The organism is Streptomyces sp. TBY4 (genome assembly GCF_024213195.1).
Lineage (GTDB): Bacteria > Actinomycetota > Actinomycetes > Streptomycetales > Streptomycetaceae > Streptomyces.
On the sequence record NZ_JANAVF010000013.1, the window covers coordinates 175,846 to 196,678 of the forward strand.

At 72.8% G+C, this 20,833-nt stretch carries 14 protein-coding genes; 12 read left to right on the forward strand and 2 right to left on the reverse strand.

Annotation, left to right across the window (positions count from 1 at the left end):
* Positions 1-79: 79 nt before the first annotated feature.
* The gene (locus NLX94_RS27715; protein WP_254385811.1) at positions 80-1,894 is read left to right on the forward strand and encodes a chitinase; all 1,815 of its coding nucleotides are present in this window, start codon (positions 80-82) and stop codon (positions 1,892-1,894) included.
* Here the strand turns inward: NLX94_RS27715 and NLX94_RS27720 are convergent.
* Together NLX94_RS27720 and gabT are read right to left on the reverse strand one after the other, a co-directional pair.
* On the reverse strand, positions 1,879-2,463 hold the full coding sequence (locus tag NLX94_RS27720) for a phosphatase PAP2 family protein (protein ID WP_308402552.1): 585 nt from the start codon (positions 2,461-2,463) through the stop codon (positions 1,879-1,881). The two genes, NLX94_RS27715 and NLX94_RS27720, sit on opposite strands and share 16 nt — an antisense overlap.
* Before the next feature lie 414 nt (positions 2,464-2,877).
* Positions 2,878-4,212: a 4-aminobutyrate--2-oxoglutarate transaminase gene (gene gabT, locus NLX94_RS27725; RefSeq protein ID WP_254385813.1), complete on the reverse strand. Its 1,335-nt coding sequence runs from the start codon at positions 4,210-4,212 to the stop codon at positions 2,878-2,880.
* A 260-nt stretch (positions 4,213-4,472) separates the two neighbouring features.
* Here gabT and NLX94_RS27730 point away from each other — a divergent pair, with 260 nt between their 5' ends.
* The 11 genes from NLX94_RS27730 to NLX94_RS27780 all read left to right on the forward strand — a co-directional run bounded on the left by NLX94_RS27730 (position 4,473) and on the right by NLX94_RS27780 (position 20,788).
* Positions 4,473-6,908: an ATP/GTP-binding protein gene (locus tag NLX94_RS27730; RefSeq protein ID WP_254385814.1), complete on the forward strand. Its 2,436-nt coding sequence runs from the start codon at positions 4,473-4,475 to the stop codon at positions 6,906-6,908.
* 175 nt (positions 6,909-7,083) lie between these two features.
* On the forward strand, positions 7,084-8,664 hold the full coding sequence (locus tag NLX94_RS27735; protein WP_254385815.1) for a PucR family transcriptional regulator: 1,581 nt from the start codon (positions 7,084-7,086) through the stop codon (positions 8,662-8,664).
* 516 nt (positions 8,665-9,180) lie between these two features.
* Positions 9,181-10,626, forward strand: a complete 1,446-nt coding sequence (locus NLX94_RS27740) for an aldehyde dehydrogenase family protein (RefSeq protein ID WP_254385816.1) — start codon at positions 9,181-9,183, stop codon at positions 10,624-10,626.
* A 282-nt stretch (positions 10,627-10,908) separates the two neighbouring features.
* Positions 10,909-11,640: an alpha/beta fold hydrolase gene (locus tag NLX94_RS27745; RefSeq protein ID WP_254385817.1), complete on the forward strand. Its 732-nt coding sequence runs from the start codon at positions 10,909-10,911 to the stop codon at positions 11,638-11,640.
* 110 nt (positions 11,641-11,750) lie between these two features.
* Complete coding sequence (locus NLX94_RS27750) at positions 11,751-13,721, forward strand: acyl-CoA dehydrogenase family protein (protein ID WP_254385818.1); 1,971 nt, start codon at positions 11,751-11,753, stop codon at positions 13,719-13,721.
* Positions 13,722-13,784: 63 nt separating this feature from the next.
* On the forward strand, positions 13,785-15,149 hold the full coding sequence (locus tag NLX94_RS39095; RefSeq protein ID WP_302170531.1) for a hypothetical protein: 1,365 nt from the start codon (positions 13,785-13,787) through the stop codon (positions 15,147-15,149).
* Between the two features lie 20 nt (positions 15,150-15,169).
* A complete protein-coding gene (gene dxr, locus NLX94_RS27760) occupies positions 15,170-16,423 on the forward strand; it encodes a 1-deoxy-D-xylulose-5-phosphate reductoisomerase (protein ID WP_254385865.1) in 1,254 nt (417 codons plus the stop codon).
* On the forward strand, positions 16,420-17,721 hold the full coding sequence (locus NLX94_RS27765; RefSeq protein ID WP_254385819.1) for an RIP metalloprotease: 1,302 nt from the start codon (positions 16,420-16,422) through the stop codon (positions 17,719-17,721). Before dxr ends, NLX94_RS27765 begins: the two co-directional genes overlap by 4 nt.
* 207 nt (positions 17,722-17,928) lie before the next feature.
* Positions 17,929-19,086: a flavodoxin-dependent (E)-4-hydroxy-3-methylbut-2-enyl-diphosphate synthase gene (ispG, locus tag NLX94_RS27770; RefSeq protein WP_250749283.1), complete on the forward strand. Its 1,158-nt coding sequence runs from the start codon at positions 17,929-17,931 to the stop codon at positions 19,084-19,086.
* Positions 19,087-19,274: 188 nt separating this feature from the next.
* Positions 19,275-20,120 carry a DUF4081 domain-containing GNAT family N-acetyltransferase gene (locus NLX94_RS27775; protein WP_254385820.1) on the forward strand — a complete coding sequence of 282 codons (846 nt, stop codon included), beginning with the start codon at positions 19,275-19,277 and terminating at the stop codon, positions 20,118-20,120.
* A gap of 98 nt (positions 20,121-20,218) precedes the next feature.
* Positions 20,219-20,788 carry a GNAT family N-acetyltransferase gene (locus tag NLX94_RS27780; RefSeq protein WP_254385866.1) on the forward strand — a complete coding sequence of 190 codons (570 nt, stop codon included), beginning with the start codon at positions 20,219-20,221 and terminating at the stop codon, positions 20,786-20,788.
* The last annotated feature ends 45 nt before the right edge of the window (positions 20,789-20,833 follow it).

Consider the following 20,833-nt stretch of genomic DNA (forward strand, 5'->3'; position numbering starts at 1 on the left):
CGGCCCGGCTCCATCCCCCGATGCACCGGAGGCAGTTGTGCGCCCCATCCGCCCTGTCCGCCCCGCCAGACCCACCCTCATGCGCTCCGCGCTGTCCCTCCTTACCGCCGCCGCCCTCGCGGCGGCCGGCCTGCTCGCCACAGGTCAGCCGGCCGCCGCGGCCGACGCCGACCTCATCCGCAACGGCGGCTTCGAAGCCGGCCTCACCGGCTGGAGCTGCTCGGCCGGCAGCGGAGCCGCCGTCAGCACGCCCGTGCACGGCGGCACTTCCGCCCTCAAGGGAACCCCGGCCGGGCAGGACAACGCCCGCTGCTCCCAGACCGTCACCGTCAAGCCCGACTCCGCGTACACGCTGAGCGCCTGGGTGCAGGGCGCGTACGTCTACCTCGGCGCGACCGGCACCGGGACCACGGACCCGCAGACCTGGACCCAGACCCCGGGTGCCTGGAAGCAGCTGAGCACGAGCTTCCGTACCGGCGCGAACACCACCTCGGTGACGGTCTACACCCAGGGCTGGTACGGCCAGCCGCCGCAGTTCACCGACGACGTGACCCTGATCGGCCCCGACCCCGGCGGCTCCGGACCCGGCGACCCCCAGATCCCGGCCGCCCCCGCGGGGCTCACCGGCTCCGCCTCCTCCGCCACCACCGTCGGCCTCTCCTGGGCGGCCGCGACCGGGGCCACCTCGTACAAGGTCTACCGGGACGGCGCGAACCCGACCACCGTCAGCGGCACTTCGGCGACGGTCACCGGCCTCACCGCCTCCACGACCTACTCCTTCCAGGTCAGCGCGGTCAACGCGGCCGGCGAATCCCCCAGGAGCGCGGCGGTCCCCGTGACCACGCAGAGCGGCGGCGGAAACCCCGGCAACCCGGGCCTCCCGGCGCACGCCCTGGTCGGCTACCTGCACGCCAGCTTCGCCAACGGCTCCGGCTACGTCCGGATGGCCGACGTACCCGCCTCCTGGGACGTCATCAACCTGGCCTTCGGCGAGCCCACCTCGGTGACCTCGGGCGACATCCGCTTCCAGCTGTGCCCGGTCAGCGAGTGCCCGACCGTCGAATCGGCCGCCGAGTTCAAGGCGGCCATCAAGGCCAAGCAGGCAGCCGGCAAGAAGGTCCTGATCTCGATCGGCGGCCAGAACGGCCAGGTCCAGCTGGGCACCACGGCAGCCCGCGACACCTTCGTCTCCTCCGTCAGCAAGATCATCGACGAGTACGGGCTCAACGGCCTCGACATCGACTTCGAGGGCCACTCCCTCTCCCTGGCCACCGGCGACACCGACTTCCGCGCCCCCACCACCCCGGTGATCGTCAACCTGATCTCCGCCGTGAAGACCCTGAAGGCCAAGTACGGCCCGGACTTCATCCTGACGATGGCCCCCGAGACCTTCTTCGTCCAGCTCGGCTACCAGTACTACGGATCCGGCCCCTGGGGCGGCCAGGACCCGCGCGCCGGCGCCTACCTCCCGGTCATCCACGCCCTGCGCGACGACCTCACCCTGCTCCACGTCCAGGACTACAACTCGGGCTCGATCATGGGCCTCGACAACCAGTACCACTCCATGGGCGGAGCCGACTTCCACATCGCCATGACGGACATGCTGCTCACCGGCTTCCCCGTGGCCGGCAACACCTCCCGCGTCTTCCCCGCGCTGCGCGCCGACCAGGTCGCCATCGGCCTGCCGGCCACCACCAACGCGGGCAACGGCCACACCTCCCCGGCGGAGGTCAACAAGGCCCTGGACTGCCTGACGAAGAAGGTCAGCTGCGGCTCGTACCAGACCCACGGCACCTGGCCGGCCCTGCGCGGCCTGATGACCTGGTCGATCAACTGGGACCGCTTCGGCAGCTGGGAGTTCTCGAAGAACTTCGACGCCTACTTCGGCGGCTGACCGGGCGGTACGGATGCGGCGGGGCCGGGGCGGGCGCGCCCCGGCCCCGCCGCGCGCACCCCGAGCAGCAGGGGCGTGCACATCAGCAGGCTGGCCAGGACGTCCAGGGGCCAGTGGTAGCCGCGCAGGATCAGCCCGGCCGCCGTCAGGGCGGTGAGGGCGGCCGCGAGGGGGAGGGGCCAGCGGCCCCGGACGTACGGGCGCACCAGCAGGGCCGCGCCCACGTACGCCACGTACGCGGTGGCCGTGTGGCCCGAGGGGTAGTAGCCGGAGGCCCAGGGCTCCAGGGGGCCCGGCCGGCCGGTCCACTCCTTCAGCGGGACGACCAGCGCCGGCACCAGCACCATGGCCAGGGCCGCGGCGGCCGCGCCCCGGCGGTTGCCGCGCCGGGCGGCGTAGACGGCGGCGAGGAGCAGCACCGGGACGGCGACCGGGATGTTGCCGAGGTCGGAGAGGCGCTGGGTGACGCCGTCGGGGACGGTGCGCACGAGCACCCGGCTGAGGGCGGCGTCCGGTGCCAGCAGCGGCCCGGACACGAGGACCTGCCAGGTGATCAGGGCGAAGAGCACGGCGCAGAGCGCGCAGAGCGCGTGGAGCCCGTAGGCCCGGGCGTAGCGGAGAGTGGCCGGCCGCCCCGGAACAGGGGGGGTGGTTCCGGGGCGGCCGCCCGGATCGGCCTGCCGGGCGCCCCGGGGGGTTTGGGGCGTGCGGCGGTCCGATCGGTGAGGAGTGTGCGCGAACGCATGCCCAGTGCGGCGCTGGGGAAGCCCGGTACTGGTGTCGCCACCGGTTTCCCGGGAGCGGGGTGTCTCACTCATCTGCAGAAACCGTACGGCAGCGGAAGGGGGACCGACAGCGGGAAAACGCTCCCGCCATCGGCCCCCCACACCTTCTTCACAGTGCCCGACGGTTACCTGCGGTAGTGATCGCTCGGTGATCGAGGATCGCGGCTCCGCGTTCTACCGCCGGCATCAGACGTTCGATCAGAGGGTCGCGAACGCGGCCTCGATGACGTCCAGGCCCTCGTTCAGCAGGTCCTCGCCGATGACCAGCGGGGGCAGGAAGCGGAGCACGTTGCCGTAGGTGCCGCAGGTGAGGACGAGCACGCCCTCGGCGTGGCAGGCCTTGGCGAGCGCGCCGGCCGCCTCCGGGTTCGGGGTCTTGGACGCAGGGTCCTTCACCAGCTCGATCGCGATCATGGCGCCGCGGCCGCGGATGTCGCCGACGATGTCGTACTTCTCCTGGATGGCCGTCAGGCGGGCCTTCATGATGGACTCGATCTTCTTCGCCGCGGCGTTGAGGTCGAGCTCCTTCATGGTCTCGATGGAGCCGAGCGCACCGGCGCAGGCCACCGGGTTGCCGCCGTAGGTGCCGCCCAGGCCGCCGCCGTGCACGGAGTCCATGATCTCGGCGCGGCCGGTCACGGCGGCGAGCGGCAGACCGCCCGCGATGCCCTTGGCGGTCGTGATCAGGTCGGGGACGATGCCCTCGTCCTCGCACGCGAACCACTGGCCGGTGCGGCAGAAGCCGGACTGGATCTCGTCGGCGACGAAGACGATGCCGTTGTCGTTGGCGAACTTCACGATCGCCGGGAGGAAGCCCTTGGCCGGCTCGATGAAGCCGCCCTCGCCGAGGACCGGCTCGATGATGATCGCGGCGACGTTCTCGGCGCCGATCTGCTTCACGATGTTGTCGATCGCCTGGGCGGCGGCCTCGGGGCCGCAGTTCTCGGCGCCGGTCGGCCAGCGGTAGCCGTAGGCGACCGGGACGCGGTAGACCTCGGGGGCGAACGGGCCGAAGCCCTGCTTGTACGGCATGTTCTTCGAGGTCAGCGCCATCGTGAGGTTCGTACGGCCGTGGTAGCCGTGGTCGAAGACGACGACGGCCTGGCGCTTGGTGTACGAACGGGCGATCTTGACGGCGTTCTCGACGGCCTCGGCGCCGGAGTTGAACAGCGCCGACTTCTTCTCGTGGTCACCCGGGGTGAGCTCGGCGAGGGCCTCGCAGACCTCCACGTAGCCCTCGTAGGGGGTCACCATGAAACAGGTGTGGGTGAAGTCGGCGAGCTGCGCCGCGGCGCGGCGCACGACGGCCTCGGCGGAGGCGCCGACCGAGGTCACGGCGATGCCGGAACCGAAGTCGATCATGCGGTTGCCGTCGACGTCCTCGATGATGCCGCCGCCCGCGCGGGCCGTGAAGACGGGAAGCACGGACCCCACGCCACCGGCCACCGTCGACAGACGGCGGGCCTGCAGCTCCTGCGACTTGGGGCCGGGGATCGCGGTGACGATGCGGCGCTCCTGCGGGACAGCGGTCATAGGGGGCTCCTGGAGGGTGGGGGTGTTTTCGGACGCACTTGTGTCTTTGTCCGCAGGCTAGGCCCGGGAGGCGGGGTCCTGCATGCTCCGTTCGGGAGTGGTGCCCGCGTGTCCTTGTCCGTGACGGCCATAGGAAGGAATCCGCGCCTGTCTTGTGGATCATGACCGGGTACGGGCCGCGGGGCGGCGACGGCCACTAGATTGAGCGCGCGGTGCGGTGCAGCACGGCGGAGCGGTAACGGGCAGGGGGCAGAGGTTTCATGGACACCGACGGCACGCACGGCGGGGAGCGCGGCAGTTACGGCGGCTCGCACGATGTGGGGGCCGGCGGTCCCCACATCCCCCGGCCATCCGGCCCGCCGCCCGTGCCGCCACGACCGGCCGCGCCCCCGCCGCCGCCCGCGTACGCGCCGGGGAGCCCCGTCGCGGGCGCGACCACGGCTCCCGCAGCGACGCCCTTCACCGCGTGGCTGAGCGTCCCGCGACCGGAGGCCAAGCCCGGCATCTGGCGCTACGCCTACACCCCGGCCGCACCGAAGTCCGACACCAACGGCCGGGTGCTGATCACGCGGGTCGTGATCTCCTTCCTCGTCTTCTTCGTGTGCTGGCAGGCCTTCCTCGATCAGAACCTCCCCCTCGACATCGAAGGAGCCCCGCTCCACTACTTCACACCCGACAGCTGGTGGACGGGCAATCTGGTCAAGCAGCCGGTCGACCACCGGGGCATGGCGGCCACTGAGTTCTACGAGCTGCTGGTCACCGTGGGCCTGTTCCTCGGCTTCGCCAAGCTGGGAGGCTGGCGGACGGCCTTCGACCGGTTGATCGCGGCTCGGGGCCCCTGGTACCGCGCGCTGGGCGCCGCAGCAGGAGCCCTCGCCGTCGTGCTGGTGATCCAGAACCCGACGCCGATCCTCAAGGTCTATCCACTGGCCTTCGGGCACCTTCCGTATGCGGAGCTCGGCGAAACGGGCGGTGCGGTGGTCACGAACGTTCTCTACGTACTGATCTATGCACCCGTCGTCTTCTTCTTCGCCCGCCTCGGCGGCTGGACCGCCCTGCTGACCGGCCTCCGCTCCTCCGCCCATCCCGCCGATGCCCCGCAGGCAGTGCCCCCGGACGGCCCGGACTCGCCGGCCGGCTGGCCGCACTTGCGTGCCGCCGGGCTGCCGGAGACCGCGGACCGGCTGGCGGCAGAAGCCCGGCAGGGGCGGATGAACGACGTCGACCACGCACGGATCCAGCGGGCCTGGGAGTCCGTGAGGGCCGACCCCTCGAGGCGCCCCGCCTTCGTGGAAGCCGTACGGGCCAAGGGTGCGGCCGCCTGCTGCCACCCGTCGGGCGCCCGCGACCTGCCTGCCCGCACCGCCTCCCACGACCTGACCGTCGGGCAGGTCCGGCTCGGCCGGGTCACCGGCGCCCAGCCGAACCCCCAGGAGCGCCGCGGGACCGGTCTGGCCCTCGATCCCGGCGTGCTGGGTACTTCGGTCCTCGTCGTCGGCCCCTCGGGTTCGGGCAAGACGACCGGGCTGGTCAGGCCGGTCGTGGAGTCGCTGGCCCTCCAGGCACTGGCCGGACAGGCGGCCGTCATCGCGGTGGGCGCCGCAGGATCCCGGCTGGGTCCTGACGAGGCCTACGACATCGTGGTGCGCCTGGGCGACTCCGCGTCCGTCCACGACCTCGACCTCTACGGCGGGACCGGCGACCCCGACGAGGCGGCCTCCTTCCTCGCCGAAGCATTCGCAGGCGACCTCCCGGGCGTCGACGTACGCCGGTCGGCAACCGCGCTCGCCCAGGTCCTCGGCCCGTTCCATGCCGCGTACGGCCGTTTCCCGACCGTGCCCGAGCTGCGTGCGCTGCTGGAGCAGCTGCCCGCGGCGCTGGGGGCACTGCGCCAGGAGCTGGAGGGTTCCGGGCAGCAGCCCATGCTGCGCGAGCTCGATGCCAGGGCGCGGCAGCACGCCGTCCACGGCGACCCGGGACCGGCTCTAGCGGACAGGGCGGCCCTGCTCGACCGGCCGGCGTTCCACGGCTTCTTCGACACCACCGGCGGCGGACGGCCCTTCTCCCTCCGCACCCTGGAGCATCCCGTCCGGGTGCGTGTGGACCTCCCGGAGCGGGGCCATCCGGATGCTTCCCGGCTGCTGGCCCGGCTGCTGCTCGCGCAGTTCAACGCGGCGGCCGCGGCCCGTGCCGACCGCTCCCTGTTCGCCTTCCTGGCCCTCGACGACGCTTCGCACACCGTCACGGCCGAGGCCGTGCGCAGCATGCAGGGTCTCCGCTCGGCCAACGCGGGGGTCCTGCTGGCACTGCGCACCCTGGAAGACGTACCGGAAGGGCTGCGCACCCCCCTCCTCGGTTCGGTCGGCTGCCGGATCGCCCTCTCCGGGGTCACCACGTGGGACGGCAAGTGGTTCGCGGACGCCTGGGGAACCGAGCTGGTCGAGACGCGTGACGTCACGAGCCGCACGGTCTACGCCGACCAGCCCTTCACCCGGGCCGTACACGCGGTACGCAAGGTGATCACCGGCAAGGCGGTCACCACGGACGCGGTCACCGTGCGGAAGGTGGAGCGCGAGCGGTGGTCGGCCTCGGCCCTCGCCAACACCGTGCCCCCCGGCCACGCCGTGCTCTCGCTGACCTCCGTCCGCGGTGAGCGGGCCGCTCCGCTGCTGGTGCGGCTCGGGGACCGGGCGTGAGGCGGGATGCGGGGCGGGATGTGGGTCCGGACTGAGCGGACCCGTACGGGGTGGCAGAATCGAGGGGAGTCGTTCGTACGACACGGCGAAAACCGCGGGGGTGGTCCACGGCGAGAATCCTCCGTCGGCACCCCGCCGCCGAACTCCCTCCTCTCCCTAAGGCGCCCCGGTACCCATGCCGCTCACCCTCGCCTCGCTCGTCCAGCACTCGGCGCTCAAGCTCAGCGTCCGGGCCGGGGAGGGCCGCCTCGACACCCCCGTGCGCTGGGCCCACGTCAGTGAGCTCGCCGACCCCGTCCCCTACATGGAGGGCGGGGAGCTCCTCCTCATCACCGCGATGAAGCTGGACGCGGAGGACCCCGAGGAGATGCGGCGCTACGTGCGCAGGCTCTCCGCGGCCGGGGTCGTCGGGATCGGCTTCGCCATCGGGGTGAACTACGAGGCCGTGCCCGAGGCGCTCGTGGAGGCCGCCACCGCCGAGGACATGCCGCTGCTGGAAGTGCCCCGGCGCACCCCGTTCCTCGCCATCAGCAAGGCCGTCTCCGCGGCCCTCGCCGCCGACCAGTACCGGGCCGTGACCGCCGGCTTCGAGGCACAGCGCGAGCTGACCCGGGCCGCGCTCTCCGCCGACGGGCCCGCCGAACTGCTGACGAAGCTGGCGGCGCACGTGCACGGCTGGGCCGCCCTGTACGACACCTCGGGCGCCGTCGTCGCGGCCGCGCCCGACTGGGCGGCGCGCCGGGCCGCCCGGCTCACCCCCGACGTGGAACGGCTGCGCGAGCGGCCGGCGCCGGCCAGCGCCGTGGTCGGCGGCTCCGAGGACCGGGTGGAACTCCAGTCGCTGGGCACCGGGAGGCGGGCCCGCGGAGCCCTCGCGGTCGGCACCGGGGCCCCGCTCGGCACGGCGGAGCGGTACGCCGTCCACTCTGCGGTGGCCCTGCTGACCCTCACCACCGAACGCTCCCGCTCCCTGCACGACGCGGAGTCCCGGCTCGGCGCCGCCGTGCTGCGCATGCTCCTCGCCGGCCAGGCGGAGCACGCCCAGGCCGTGGCCGGGGACCTGTACGGGGCCCTGCTCGACGCACCCTTCCGGATCCTCGTGGCGGAACCGGCCCTGGCGGGCACGGCCCAGCCGGAGGGACTCGCGCTGCTCGCCGACGCCGTGGAATCGGCGGCGGCGCGCACGGGGGAGACCCTGCTGACGGTGCCGGAGCCCGGCCGGCTGGTGGTCCTCGCGGCCGACGGGGGCTCGGCGGTGCAGGCGTGCGTGGCCCACGCGGAGGCCCTGGAATCGCGCCGCGGCCGGGAGGCGGCGGGGGAACCGGAGCCGGACGAGCTGGTCCTCGGGCTGTCGGCGCCCGCGATGGCCTCCGGCGTGGCGGCGGCCTTCAAACAGGCCGACCAGGCCCTGGCCGTGGCCCGGCGGCGCGGCCGCCCGCTGGTGGAACACGAGGACCTCGCCGCGGGCTCGGTCCTCCCCCTCCTCGCCGACGAAGCGGTACGGGCCTTCGCGGACGGCACGCTGCGGGCGCTGCGCGAGCACGACGAGAAGGGCCGGGGCGACCTGGTGGCCTCCCTCCAGGCGTGGCTCTCCCGGCACGGGCAGTGGGACGCGGCAGCGGCCGATCTGGGCGTGCACCGCCACACGCTGCGCTACCGCATGCGCCGCGTGGAGGAGATCCTCGGCCGCTCCCTGGACGACCCGGACGTCCGCATGGAGCTCTGGCTCGCCCTGAAGGCCACGGCGCCTTCCTGACGCGCCGGATTCCGTCCGCCAGTGGCTGGGCGGGGTGCCCGCCACCACCGTCCCGGCGTGGGGCCCGGTGGGCCGGTGCGGGTGGGTTGGCCCTGCGGGGCGAGGTCCCCTACCCGCCCTTCGCCCGTTCCCCGGGCTGCGCCCGGACCCGTACGTGCGCTTCGCGCCCGTGCCCTCAAACGCCGGGCGGGCTGGATTTATCCAGCCCCGCCGGCGTTTGAGGCGCGGGGTCCGGGGCGGAGCCCCGGGGAACGGTGGAAGGGCGGGTAGGGGAGTTCCGCCCGCGCAGCGGCAGCGGTCGCAGCGGGCACCCCGCGCGGCGCAGCCGGGGCCGCGCAGGGCCCCGTACGGCACCCCGCAGGGGACCCGCATGGGTGCCCGCGCCCCCGACACTGACAAAGCGGCGCGCCGCGCCACGCGCGTACTCCACCCCGGACAAACGCCGAAACCCCGGCGGAGTCCTACGGTGGAGGGGACAAGGACCCACCGCACACACTCCGAAGGGCCGGGATCAGCATGACTTCCACCCACGCCTTCTGGCTCGCCGGCCGCCAGGCCACGGGCGACGACAGCTTCGACGTCCACTCCCCGTGGGACGGCCGCACCGTCGGTACCGTGAGCATCCCGACCGACGCCCAGGTCGAAGAGGCCGTGGCCGCCGCGTACGCCGTGACCGCGGAGTTCTCCGCCACCCCGGCCCACGTACGCGCCGAGGCCCTGGCCCACGTCGCCCGCCGGCTCGCCGAGCGCACCGAGGAGATCGCGCTGCTGATCTCCGCCGAGAACGGCAAGCCGATCAAGTGGGCCCGCGGTGAGGTCGGCCGTGCGGTGTCCGTGTTCCGCTTCGCCTCCGAAGAGGCCCGCCGCTTCAACGGCGGAGAGGCCCAGCGCCTGGACACCGACGCCGGCGGCGTCGGCCGCCTGGCCCTGACCCGCCGCTTCGTCAAGGGTCCGGTCCTGGGCATCGCGCCCTTCAACTTCCCGCTGAACCTGTGCGCCCACAAGGTGGCCCCCGCCATCGCCGTCGGCGCGCCGATCATCCTGAAGCCGGCCCCGGCCACCCCGCTCTCGGGTCTGCTCCTCGGCGAGCTGCTCGCCGAGACGGACCTGCCGGCCGGTTCCTGGTCCGTGCTCCCCGTCGCCAACGACAAGATGCCGGAGCTGGTCAAGGACGAGCGCCTGCCCGTCATCTCCTTCACCGGTTCGGACAAGGTCGGCTACGCGATCCAGCAGGCCGTGCCCCACAAGCACTGCACCCTGGAGCTCGGCGGCAACGCCGCGGCCGTGGTCCTGGAGGACTGGTCCTCCGAGGCCGACCTCGACTGGGCCGCGAACCGCATCGCGACCTTCTCGAACTACCAGGCCGGCCAGTCCTGCATCGGCGTCCAGCGCGTGATCGCCGACGCCGCCGTCTACGACCGCCTGGTCGAGAAGGTCGTCGCCAAGGTGCAGGCGCAGGTCACCGGTGACCCGAACGACTCCGCCACCGACGTCGGCCCCCTCGTCTCCGAGGACGCCGCCAAGCGGGTCGAGTCCTGGGTCGACGAGGCTGTGGCCGCCGGAGCCAAGCTGCTCACGGGCGGCAAGCGCGAGGGTGCCTCGTACGAGCCCACCGTCGTCGCGGAGGTGCCCGAGGGCGTCACCCTCGCCACCGAGGAGGTCTTCGGACCGGTCCTCACCCTGCGCCGGGTCGAGAACACCGACGAGGCCTTCGCCGCCGTCAACGACTCGAAGTTCGGTCTGCAGGCCGGCGTCTTCACGCGGAACATCCAGACCGCGTTCCGTGCCCACCGCGAGCTGGAGGTCGGCGGCGTGATCGTCGGCGACGTCCCGTCCTACCGCGCCGACCAGATGCCGTACGGCGGCGTCAAGCAGTCCGGTGTGGGCCGCGAGGGCGTGCGCTACGCGATGGACGACTACACCTACGAGCGGGTCCTGGTCCTCAGCGGCCTCGACATCTGAGTCTCGGACCGAACTCGTACGGCCCACCAAGCCGACGGCCGGAGCCTACTGTGCGGGGGCTCCGGCCGTCCCCCTTTTCCGGGCCGGCCCGCGACCACTGCCGGGCCGGCCCGTGATCTCTTCCGGACCGGCCCGTGATCTCTTCCGGGCGCGGTCCGGCACCCGGTCGCGGCCACCCCGGAGCCGGAGGCCGCGGCCGCCGTGTGGCAGGCTCGTGAGGCCCAGTTCCGCGGCCCGGCGACGCCGGGCGGGACGACCCCCGGCCGGAGAATCGAGTCGCACGTGTCCTACCTGGTCCGCCACCGTCCCGTGGCCGCCCCCGCGCTGCGCCTCGTGTGCTTCCCCCACGCCGGAGGCGGCGCGGCCTTCTTCCGCGACTGGCCCCGCCACCTGGACCCCTCGGTCGAGGTCGTGTCCGTGCGGTACCCGGGGCGCGAGACCCGCCACGCCGAGCCCCTGATCCCGACCATGGACGAGCTGTCCCCGCAGATCACCGCGGAACTGTTGGCCGAAGCACCCGTGCCCACGGTGCTCCTCGGCCACAGCATGGGCGCGGCCGTGGCGTACGAGAGCCTGCTGCGCCTCGAAGCCGCCGGCGCGGACCACTTCACGCGCCTGTGCGTCTCGGGCCGCGGCCCCACCCCGCCCGCGGCCGTCGCCGGGATACGGACCCGGACGGACGAGGAGGTGATCGCGGCCGTCACGGCGCTGGGCGGGCCCCACGTGCAGATCTGGGAGGACCCGGACCTGCGCGGCCTGTTCCTGCCGATCGTGCGCAACGACTTCCTGCTGATCGACAACTACCGCCGCCGCCGGGACGCCCCGCTGCTGCGCGCCGAGGTCACGGCCTTCACCGGGGACCGCGATCCCCGCGTCACCCCCCGGGACGTAGAGGGATGGGCCGCGGTCACCACGGGCGCCTTCGCGGCCCACGTATTCGAGGGCGGCCACTTCTACCTCGTCCCGCACGCGGAGCGGGTCGCCCGGCTGGCCGTGGCCCGGCACGGCGCCTGACGGCGGATCCCCCTTTTACCGCCGCTTCCGCGCCGCCCGAAACGGGTACGACTAACCGGTAGCACCCACCGGTAAGCACCCCCTCTCTCGGCGGCGAGGTGAGCCCGCTCATGTCCGCAACACAGCCCGCACAGCCCGTTCCGCCCGCACAGCCCGCACAGCCCAAGGTGACCGAGCGCGAGGCACGGCAGGTCGCGGAAGCGGCCCGGGAACAGAACTGGCAGCGGCCGAGCTTCGCCAAGGAGCTGTTCCTCGGGCGGTTCCGGCTGGACCTGATCCACCCCCACCCGCTCCCCGCCGAGGAGGACGTCCGGCGCGGCGAGGCCTTCCTGGCCCGGCTGCGGGAGTTCTGCGAGACGTCCATCGACGGGGCGCGCATCGAGCGCGAGGCGAAGATCCCCGACGAGACCGTGCGCGGGCTCAAGGAGCTCGGCGCGCTCGGCATGAAGATCGACCCGAAGTACGGGGGCCTCGGCCTCACCCAGGTGTACTACAACAAGGCGCTCGCCCTCGTCGGCTCCGTCAGTCCGGCCATCGGCGCCCTGCTCTCCGCCCACCAGTCGATCGGCGTGCCCCAGCCGCTGAAGATGTTCGGCACGCAGGAGCAGAAGGACGCCTACCTGCCGCGCTGCGCGACCACCGCCATCAGCGCCTTCCTCCTCACCGAGCCCGACGTCGGCTCCGACCCGGCACGGCTCGCCACCACGGCGGTCCCGGACGGGGAGGACGCGTACGTCCTGGACGGGGTGAAGCTCTGGACCACCAACGGGGTCGTCGCCGACCTGCTCGTCGTCATGGCCCGGGTCCCCAGGAGCGAGAACCACCGCGGCGGGATCACCGCCTTCGTCGTCGAGGCCGACTCGCCGGGCATCACCGTCGAGCACCGCAACGCCTTCATGGGCCTGCGCGGCCTGGAGAACGGCGTCACCCGCTTCCACCAGGTACGGGTCCCGGCCGCCCAGCGCATCGGCGCCGAGGGAGCCGGCCTGAAGATCGCGCTGACCACGCTGAACACCGGCCGGCTGTCGCTGCCCGCCATGTGCGTGGGCGCGGGCAAGTGGTGCCTGAAGATCGCCCGCGAGTGGTCGGGCGTACGGGAGCAGTGGGGGAGGCCGGTCGCGCTGCACGAGGCCGTCGGCGCCAAGATCTCCTTCATCGCGGCCACCACCTTCGCCCTGGAGGCCGTGGTCGACCTGGCCTCCCAGATGGCCGACGAGGACCGCAACGACATCCGCATCGAGGCCGCCCTCGCCAAGCTCTACGGCTCCGAGATGGCCTGCCTGATGGCCGACGAACTGGTCCAGATCCGCGGCGGGCGCGGCTTCGAGACCGCCGAATCGCTGGCCGCCCGTGGCGAGCGGGCCGTCCCGGCCGAACAGATGCTGCGCGACCTGCGCATCAACCGGATCTTCGAGGGATCCACCGAGATCATGCACCTGCTGATCGCCCGCGAGGCCGTGGACGCCCACCTGTCGGTGGCCGGCGACCTCATCGACCCGGAGAAGGCCCTGGGCGACAAGGCGAAGGCGGGCGCCCGCGCCGCCGGGTTCTACGCCCGCTGGCTGCCCCAGCTCGCCACCGGCGCCGGCCAGGTCCCCGGCACCTACCGGGCCTTCCACCCGGCCGGCCACCCCGACCTCGCCACCCATCTGCGCTATGTCGAGCGAGGCTCGCGCAAACTCGCCCGGTCGACGTTCTACGCCATGTCCCGCTGGCAGGGCCGGATGGAGACCAAGCAGGGCTTCCTCGGCCGGATCGTCGACATCGGCGCCGAGCTCTTCGCGATGAGCGCGGCCTGCGTGCGCGCCGAGCACCTGCGGGCCTCCGGCGAGCACGGCCGCGAGGCCTACCAGCTGGCCGACGCCTTCTGCCGGCAGTCCCGGCTCCGCGTGGAGGAGCTCTTCGGGCGGCTCTGGGACAACACCGACGACCTGGACCGCAAGGTCGTGGCCGGGGTCCTGTCCGGCACCTACACCTGGCTGGAGGAGGGCGTCCTCGACCCCTCCGGCGACGGCCCGTGGATCGCCGACGCCACCCCCGGCCCCTCCACGCGAAAAAACGTGCACCGGCCCCTGCGGTGAGTTGAGATCATCGCGCGTACGCCGGAGAGGCGTACGCGCGCTGAGACGGGGAATCGGATGCATATGGAGCAGGCGGACAGGGAGAGCAGGCGGCTCGCCTGGTGCGTGGCGCTGCTGCTGCGCCACGCACCGGACGACGTCGCCTCCAGCCTCCTCGCGCGCCTCGACGCGCCCACCCGGCGCTTCCTGTGCCGCGACCATGACCTGACCGCCTCCGCCGTCACCCTGCTGCTGCGCCACGGCACCGACGAGGACCGCCGCACCATCGCCCGCAACCCGGAGGTCCTCGGCCGCCCGCTCCCGGGCCTGCCCGGAGCCCGCATCTACGCCGCCGGGCGCACCCCCACGCCGGGACTGCTCGACACCCTCGCCAAGGAACTCGGCCGCCCCCTGGGACCGCCCCTGACCAGCGAGGAGCTCATCGGACTGCTGCGCCTCTACGGAAGCCACCGCCCGCGGGTCCCGCTCGACGTGCTGAGCCTCCCGCACACCCTCGAACACGCGGTCCTGCTGCGCGAGCACGCCCGCGCCCCGCTGCCGCCCGGCTCCGTCGAGGCGCTGCTGCTGACCGGCGGGCTGCCGCTCGGCGTCTGCCTGGCCCTGCTCGACACCCGGGCCGCGGTCTCGTACGGGCGCTGGTGGGGGCGCCCGGCGGTACGGGCCGTCCGGATGGGCCTGGCCACCATGGACGAACTCGTCGCCCACGTCGCCCCGGCCCACCGCACCCTGCTGCTCACCGGCCGCCAGGACCGCGACGCGCTGCGCTGGTGCCTCCAGGAGCGCACCGAGCTGCGATCGGCCGTCACCCGCGTGCTGCGCCCCGTACTCGGGGACGACCCGCGGCTGTGGGCCGAGCTCCTGCGGCACGCACCGGGGTTCCCCGGCACCCTGCCCGAGCTGGCGCGCGCCGTGGCCGCGGGCACCGTACCGGCGCCGGCCGCGGCTGTGATGACCGAGGCCGCCGGGCCGCGGGGGTTCCCCGGAATACCCGGGGTGCACGGGCTCACCGAGGCCGTGGAGTCGCTCGCGGCGGGAGCGGCCGAACCCCCGGGCAGCATCGACCGCGAGCTGGCCCTGGCCGGGCTCTCGCTCCCGCTGCCCGACCTCGGCGACGACATCAGTGCCGTCCGCCACGGCCTGGCCGAGGGGCTGCTCACCGGCACCGACGTGCTCCGCCACAAGGTGCCCGCCTCCTGGGCCCTGGATCCGGACCAGTGGCTCGGCCGCATCGAGCACCCCGACCGCAACAACCTGCCCGGCCCGGTGCTGGCGGCCGCCGCCGAGGCGGACCGGCTGTTCGCGGCGGCCCTCGGCGCCGACGCCGAAGCCTGGTGGCGCGCCGCCTGCGCCCTGCCCGCGTTCGCCGGGACGCTGCCCGAGCTGCTCGCCGTGGTGATTCAGGGGGACTCCGTGTCCAAACGCCCCTGAGTTGCGGCAACAATGGGTCCATGAGCGACCGCCCATCCCCCCTCGCCGATCCGCACCTCCTCTTCGACCCCGCGGCCGGCCGTCGGGACATCGTCATCCTCGGCTCCACCGGGTCCATCGGGACGCAGGCCATCGACCTCGCCCTGCGCCACCCGGACCGCTTCCGGGTCACGGCCCTGTCCGCCGCCGGCGGCCGGGTCGCGCTGCTGGCCGAGCAGGCCAGGCTGCTGCGCGTGAAGACCGTGGCCGTCGCGCGCGAAGACGTCGCACCGGCCCTCAAGGAGGCGCTGCAGGCCGAGTACGGCGCAGGCGAGCCGCTGCCCGAGATCCTCGCCGGACCGGACGCGGCGGCCGAGCTTGCCGCCTCCGAGTGCCACACCGTGCTCAACGGCATCACCGGTTCCATCGGCCTGGCGCCCACCCTCGCCGCGCTGCGGGCCGGGCGGACCCTGGCCCTCGCGAACAAGGAGTCGCTGATCGTGGGCGGCCCGCTGGTGAAGGCCCTGGCGGAGCCGGGCCAGATCATCCCGGTCGACTCCGAGCACGCGGCCCTCTTCCAGGCCCTCGCCGCGGGCACCCGCGCGGAGGTGCGCAAGCTCGTGGTCACCGCCTCCGGCGGGCCCTTCCGCGGCCGCACCCGCGCCGAGCTGGCCTCGGTCACCGTGCAGGACGCCCTGGCCCACCCGACCTGGGCGATGGGCCCGGTGATCACCGTCAACTCGGCGACCCTGGTCAACAAGGGCCTGGAGGTCATCGAGGCGCACCTGCTCTACGACATCCCCTTCGAGCGGATCGAGGTCGTGGTCCACCCGCAGTCCTACGTGCACTCCATGGTGGAGTTCACGGACGGCTCCACGCTGGCCCAGGCGACCCCGCCGGACATGCGCGGACCGATCGCCATCGGCCTCGGCTGGCCCCAGCGGGTCCCGGACGCGTCCACCGCCTTCGACTGGACCAAGGCGTCCACCTGGGAGTTCTTCCCGCTGGACACCGAGGCCTTCCCGGCGGTGGGCCTGGCCCGGCACGTCGGCGCGCTCGGCGGGACCGCGCCCGCCGTGTTCAATGCGGCGAACGAGGAGTGCGTAGAGGCGTTCCTGGCCGGTCGGCTCCCGTTCACAGCAATCATGGATACGGTCGCAGCCGTGGTCGACGAGCACGGGACCCCGGCCCGGGGAACTTCCCTCACGGTCACGGACGTCCTTGAAGCGGAGACCTGGGCCAGGGCCCGGGCACAGGAGATGGCGGCACGGGCCGCCCTGGAGGCGCGCGCATGACCGTACTGCTGACCCTGATCGGCGTGCTCGTCTTCGTCGTAGGGCTGCTCTTCTCGATCGCCTGGCACGAGCTCGGCCACCTCTCCACGGCCAAGCTCTTCGGCATCCGCGTGCCCCAGTACATGGTCGGCTTCGGCCGGACCATCTGGTCGCGCAAGAAGGGCGACACGGAGTACGGGCTCAAGGCCATCCCCATGGGCGGATACATCCGCATGATCGGGATGTTCCCGCCGGGTGAGGACGGCAAGGTCACCGCCCGCTCCACGTCGCCGTTCCGCTCGATGATCGAGGACGCGCGCTCGGCGGCGTACGAGGAACTGCAGCCGGGCGACGAATCGCGGCTCTTCTACACGCGCAAGCCGTGGAAGCGCGTGATCGTGATGTTCGCCGGACCGTTCATGAACCTGGTCCTGGCGATGGCGATCTTCTTCGGTGTGTGGATGACCTTCGGGGTGCAGCAGACGACCACGCAGGTCCAGACCGTCACCGACTGCGTCATCAAGCAGAGCGAGAACCGCGACGAGTGCCGGGCCGGCGACCCGGCGGCCCCCGGCAAGGCCGCCGGCCTGCAGGTCGGCGACAAGATCGTGGCCTTCCAGGGCAAGCCGGTCGAGGACTGGGGCACCCTCCAGAAGAACATCCGGGGCACCATCGGACCGGCCACCCTCACCGTCCTGCGCGACGGGCAGAAGCTGACCCTCCACGCGGACCTCGTGGAGAACCGGGTGGGCAAGACCGATGGCCACGGCGGCTACGTCAAGGGCGAGTACGTCTCGGCCGGCTACCTCGGCGTCGGCCCGAAGTCCGTGATCGCCCCGCTCACCTTCGCCCAGTCCGCGGACCGGGTCGGCGAGGTCGTCGAGGCCAGCGTGCAGGGCCTGGCCCAGCTCCCGAGCAAGATCCCGGCCCTGTGGAACGCGGTCTTCAACGGAGCCGAGCGCGAGCCCGACTCCCCGATGGGCATCGTCGGCGCGGCCCGGATCAACGGGGAGATCGCGACCCTGGACATCCCGAGCGAGCAGCGGATGTCGATCATGCTGAACGTCCTGGGCATGTTCAACCTCTCCCTCTTCCTGTTCAACATGCTGCCCCTGCTGCCGCTGGACGGCGGGCACATCGCGGGCGCCCTGTGGGAGTCGGTGCGGCGGGCCTTCGCCCGGGTCTTCCGGCGCGCCGACCCGGGCCCCTTCGACGTGGCGAAGCTGATGCCCGCCGCGTACGTGGTGGCCGGAGTCTTCCTCTGCTTCACCCTGCTGGTGCTGGCCGCGGACGTGGTCAACCCCATCAAGATCACCTGAATCGGCCGAGCCGGAAGACCCGCGGGACCTCCCGCGGGCCGTCCCTACAGCACGCACGCCGGAGCCGGGCACGCATCGTGCCCGGCTCCGTACGTTCGAGTGGCACGCGACCTGTGATGCACGGGAGGCGTGCCGGTTGGCGTAATCTCGGAGGTCGGAGCCCGCCGATCCCGGCACCTATATCCACACCTTGGGGTTGCACAGCAGATGACTGCCATCTCTCTCGGAATGCCCGCCGTGCCGACGAAGCTGGCCGAGCGCAGGTTCAGTCGCAAGATCCAGGTCGGCTCGGTCGCCGTCGGCGGGGACGCCCAGATCTCCGTGCAGTCGATGACCACCACCAGGACCTCCGACATCGGGGCCACGCTCCAGCAGATCGCGGAGCTGACCGCGTCCGGCTGTGACATCGTCCGTGTGGCCTGCCCGACGCAGGACGACGCCGACGCGCTCGCCGTGATCGCGAAGAAGTCGAACATCCCGGTCATCGCCGACATCCACTTCCAGCCGAAGTACGTGTTCGCCGCGATCGACGCGGGCTGCGCCGCCGTCCGCGTCAACCCGGGCAACATCAAGCAGTTCGACGACAAGGTCAAGGAGATCGCGCGGGCCGCCAAGGACGCCGGCACCCCGATCCGGATCGGCGTCAACGCCGGCTCGCTCGACGCGCGACTGCTGAAGAAGTACGGCAAGGCCACCCCCGAGGCGCTGGTCGAGTCCGCGCTGTGGGAGGCCTCCCTCTTCGAGGAGCACGGCTTCAGCGACATCAAGATCTCGGTCAAGCACAACGACCCCGTGGTCATGGTCAACGCCTACCGGCAGCTGGCCGCCCAGTGCACCTACCCGCTGCACCTCGGCGTCACCGAGGCCGGCCCGGCGTTCCAGGGCACGATCAAGTCCGCCGTCGCCTTCGGCGCACTGCTCTCCGAGGGCATCGGCGACACGATCCGCGTCTCCCTGTCGGCCCCGCCGGTGGAGGAGATCAAGGTCGGCATCCAGATCCTGGAGTCGCTGAACCTCAAGCCCCGCCGTCTGGAGATCGTCTCCTGCCCGTCCTGCGGGCGTGCGCAGGTGGACGTCTACAAGCTGGCCGAGGAGGTCACGGCGGGCCTGGAGGGCATGGAGGTCCCGCTGCGCGTCGCGGTCATGGGCTGCGTCGTCAACGGCCCCGGCGAGGCCCGTGAGGCCGACCTGGGCGTCGCCTCCGGCAACGGCAAGGGGCAGATCTTCGTCAAGGGCGAGGTCATCAAGACCGTTCCCGAGTCGAAGATCGTCGAGACCCTCATCGAAGAGGCGATGAAGATCGCCGAGCAGATGGAGAAGGACGGCGTGATGTCGGGCGAGCCGACCGTCGCGATCGGCGTGTAGTAGCCCGCTGGAGCAGAGTGAACGGCGACGGGCCCGGGACCGCAGGTGCGGTCCCGGGCCCGTCGGCATGCGGGTCCCGGCCTCCCGGGTCGGGCCCGGTCCGGGAGGGGCCCGAGGGGCCTCGGGGGCATCTCGGAGCAGGTCCGGGTACAGTGCGGAGATCAGCAGACTTGCATGGTGAGGCCCCAGTGTTGACGCAGACCACCACCCGGGTCCTTGAGCCCAGTGATCTTGACGCCGCGCTCGACGTCCTCGGCCGCGAGCCGGTCGAGAACGCCTTCGTCACCTCCCGGGTCCAGGTCGCCGGACTCGATCCGTGGCGCCTGGGCGGCGAGATGTGGGGCTACTACGCCGACGGCGAGCTCCGCTCCCTCTGCTACGCCGGCGCCAACCTGGTGCCCGTCGGCGCCGGTCCCGACGCGGTACGGGCCTTCGCGGACCGCGCCCGGCGCACCGGCCGCCGCTGCTCCTCCATCGTGGGCCCCGCCGAGGCCACGGGCCTGCTCTGGCAGCTCCTGGAGCCCAGCTGGGGCCCGGCCCGCGACGTCCGCTCCCGGCAGCCGCTCATGGTCATGGAGCAGCAGTCCACCACGGTGGCCGCCGATCCCCGGGTCCGCCGGATCCGCAAGGACGAGATGGACCTGATCATGCCCGCCTGCGTGGCCATGTTCACCGAGGAGGTCGGCATCTCCCCGATGACCGGCGACGGCGGCCTGCTCTACCAGGCCCGGGTCGCCGAGCTGGTCGCCGGCGGGCGCTCCTTCGCCCGCGTCGAGGACGGCAAGGTCGTCTTCAAGGCCGAGATCGGCGCCGCGACCGCCCGCGCCTGCCAGATCCAGGGCGTCTGGGTGGCCCCCGAGTTCCGCGGCCGCGGGCACTCCGAGACCGGGATGGCCGCCGTCGTCGCCTACGCGCTCCGGGACGTGGCCCCCGTGGTCAGCCTGTACGTCAACGACTTCAACACCGCCGCCCGCGCCTCCTACCACCGGGTCGGATTCCGCGAGGTCGGCGCGTTCATGAGCGTGCTGTTCTGAGCGCGCCGTTCCGAGCGTCCTGTTCCGGGCACCCCGTTCCGAGCGTCCTTCCGATCTTCCTGTTCGACCCCGCGGTCGGCCAGTAAGGTCGCGGCATGATGCCAACCCCCGCGGGAGAAGACCCCGGCCGGCCCGCCGGACTGCGCATCGGGCCCCTCGACCTGGCCGCCCGGGTCGACGAGGCCCTGCGCGTGCAGGCCATGGCCTTCGGGCTGAGCGAGGAGGAGGTCGGCATCCGGCGCTACATCGTCCAGCGCCACATGACCTGCCGCGGCGCCCGCGCGCTCGGCGCGTTCACCGAGGACGGGGTGCTCGCCGGGTTCGTCTACGGCATGCCCAACGACCGCGCGCACTGGTGGTCCGGAGTCGTCGAGCCCTACCTGCGGACCGGCGGCCACGAGAGCTGGCTCGACGGTTCCTTCGTGATCACCGAGCTCCACGTCCACCCCGGCTTCCAGGGCAAGGGCGTAGGCCGCGCCCTCATCACCCTCATCACCGACACCGCCGCCGAGGAGCGCTCGATCCTCTCCGCGATCGACACCGAAAGCCCCGCCCGCGGCCTCTACCGCTCCCTCGGCTACACGGACCTCGCCCGCCAGGTCCTCTTCCCGAGCGCGAGCCTCCCGTACGCCGTGATGGGCGCCCCGCTGCCGCTGCGCAGGCCCTGACCCCGAGGCGGACCCCGCGGGGCCGTGAAACGGTTTCCGCGGCCC

Excerpts from the sequence above, each read along its gene's own strand:
- NLX94_RS27740 (WP_254385816.1), top strand. The coding sequence starts at position 9,181 with ATGACTTCCACCCACGCCTTCTGGCTCGCCGGCCGCCAGGCCACGGGC.
- ispG (WP_250749283.1), top strand. The coding sequence starts at position 17,929 with ATGACTGCCATCTCTCTCGGAATGCCCGCCGTGCCGACGAAGCTGGCC.
- NLX94_RS27735 (WP_254385815.1), top strand. The coding sequence starts at position 7,084 with ATGCCGCTCACCCTCGCCTCGCTCGTCCAGCACTCGGCGCTCAAGCTC.
- NLX94_RS27715 (WP_254385811.1), top strand. The coding sequence starts at position 80 with ATGCGCTCCGCGCTGTCCCTCCTTACCGCCGCCGCCCTCGCGGCGGCC.
- dxr (WP_254385865.1), top strand. The coding sequence starts at position 15,170 with ATGAGCGACCGCCCATCCCCCCTCGCCGATCCGCACCTCCTCTTCGAC.
- NLX94_RS27780 (WP_254385866.1), top strand. The coding sequence starts at position 20,219 with ATGCCAACCCCCGCGGGAGAAGACCCCGGCCGGCCCGCCGGACTGCGC.
- NLX94_RS27765 (WP_254385819.1), top strand. The coding sequence starts at position 16,420 with ATGACCGTACTGCTGACCCTGATCGGCGTGCTCGTCTTCGTCGTAGGG.
- NLX94_RS39095 (WP_302170531.1), top strand. The coding sequence starts at position 13,785 with ATGGAGCAGGCGGACAGGGAGAGCAGGCGGCTCGCCTGGTGCGTGGCG.
- NLX94_RS27730 (WP_254385814.1), top strand. The coding sequence starts at position 4,473 with ATGGACACCGACGGCACGCACGGCGGGGAGCGCGGCAGTTACGGCGGC.
- NLX94_RS27750 (WP_254385818.1), top strand. The coding sequence starts at position 11,751 with ATGTCCGCAACACAGCCCGCACAGCCCGTTCCGCCCGCACAGCCCGCA.
- gabT (WP_254385813.1), bottom strand. The coding sequence starts at position 4,212 with ATGACCGCTGTCCCGCAGGAGCGCCGCATCGTCACCGCGATCCCCGGC.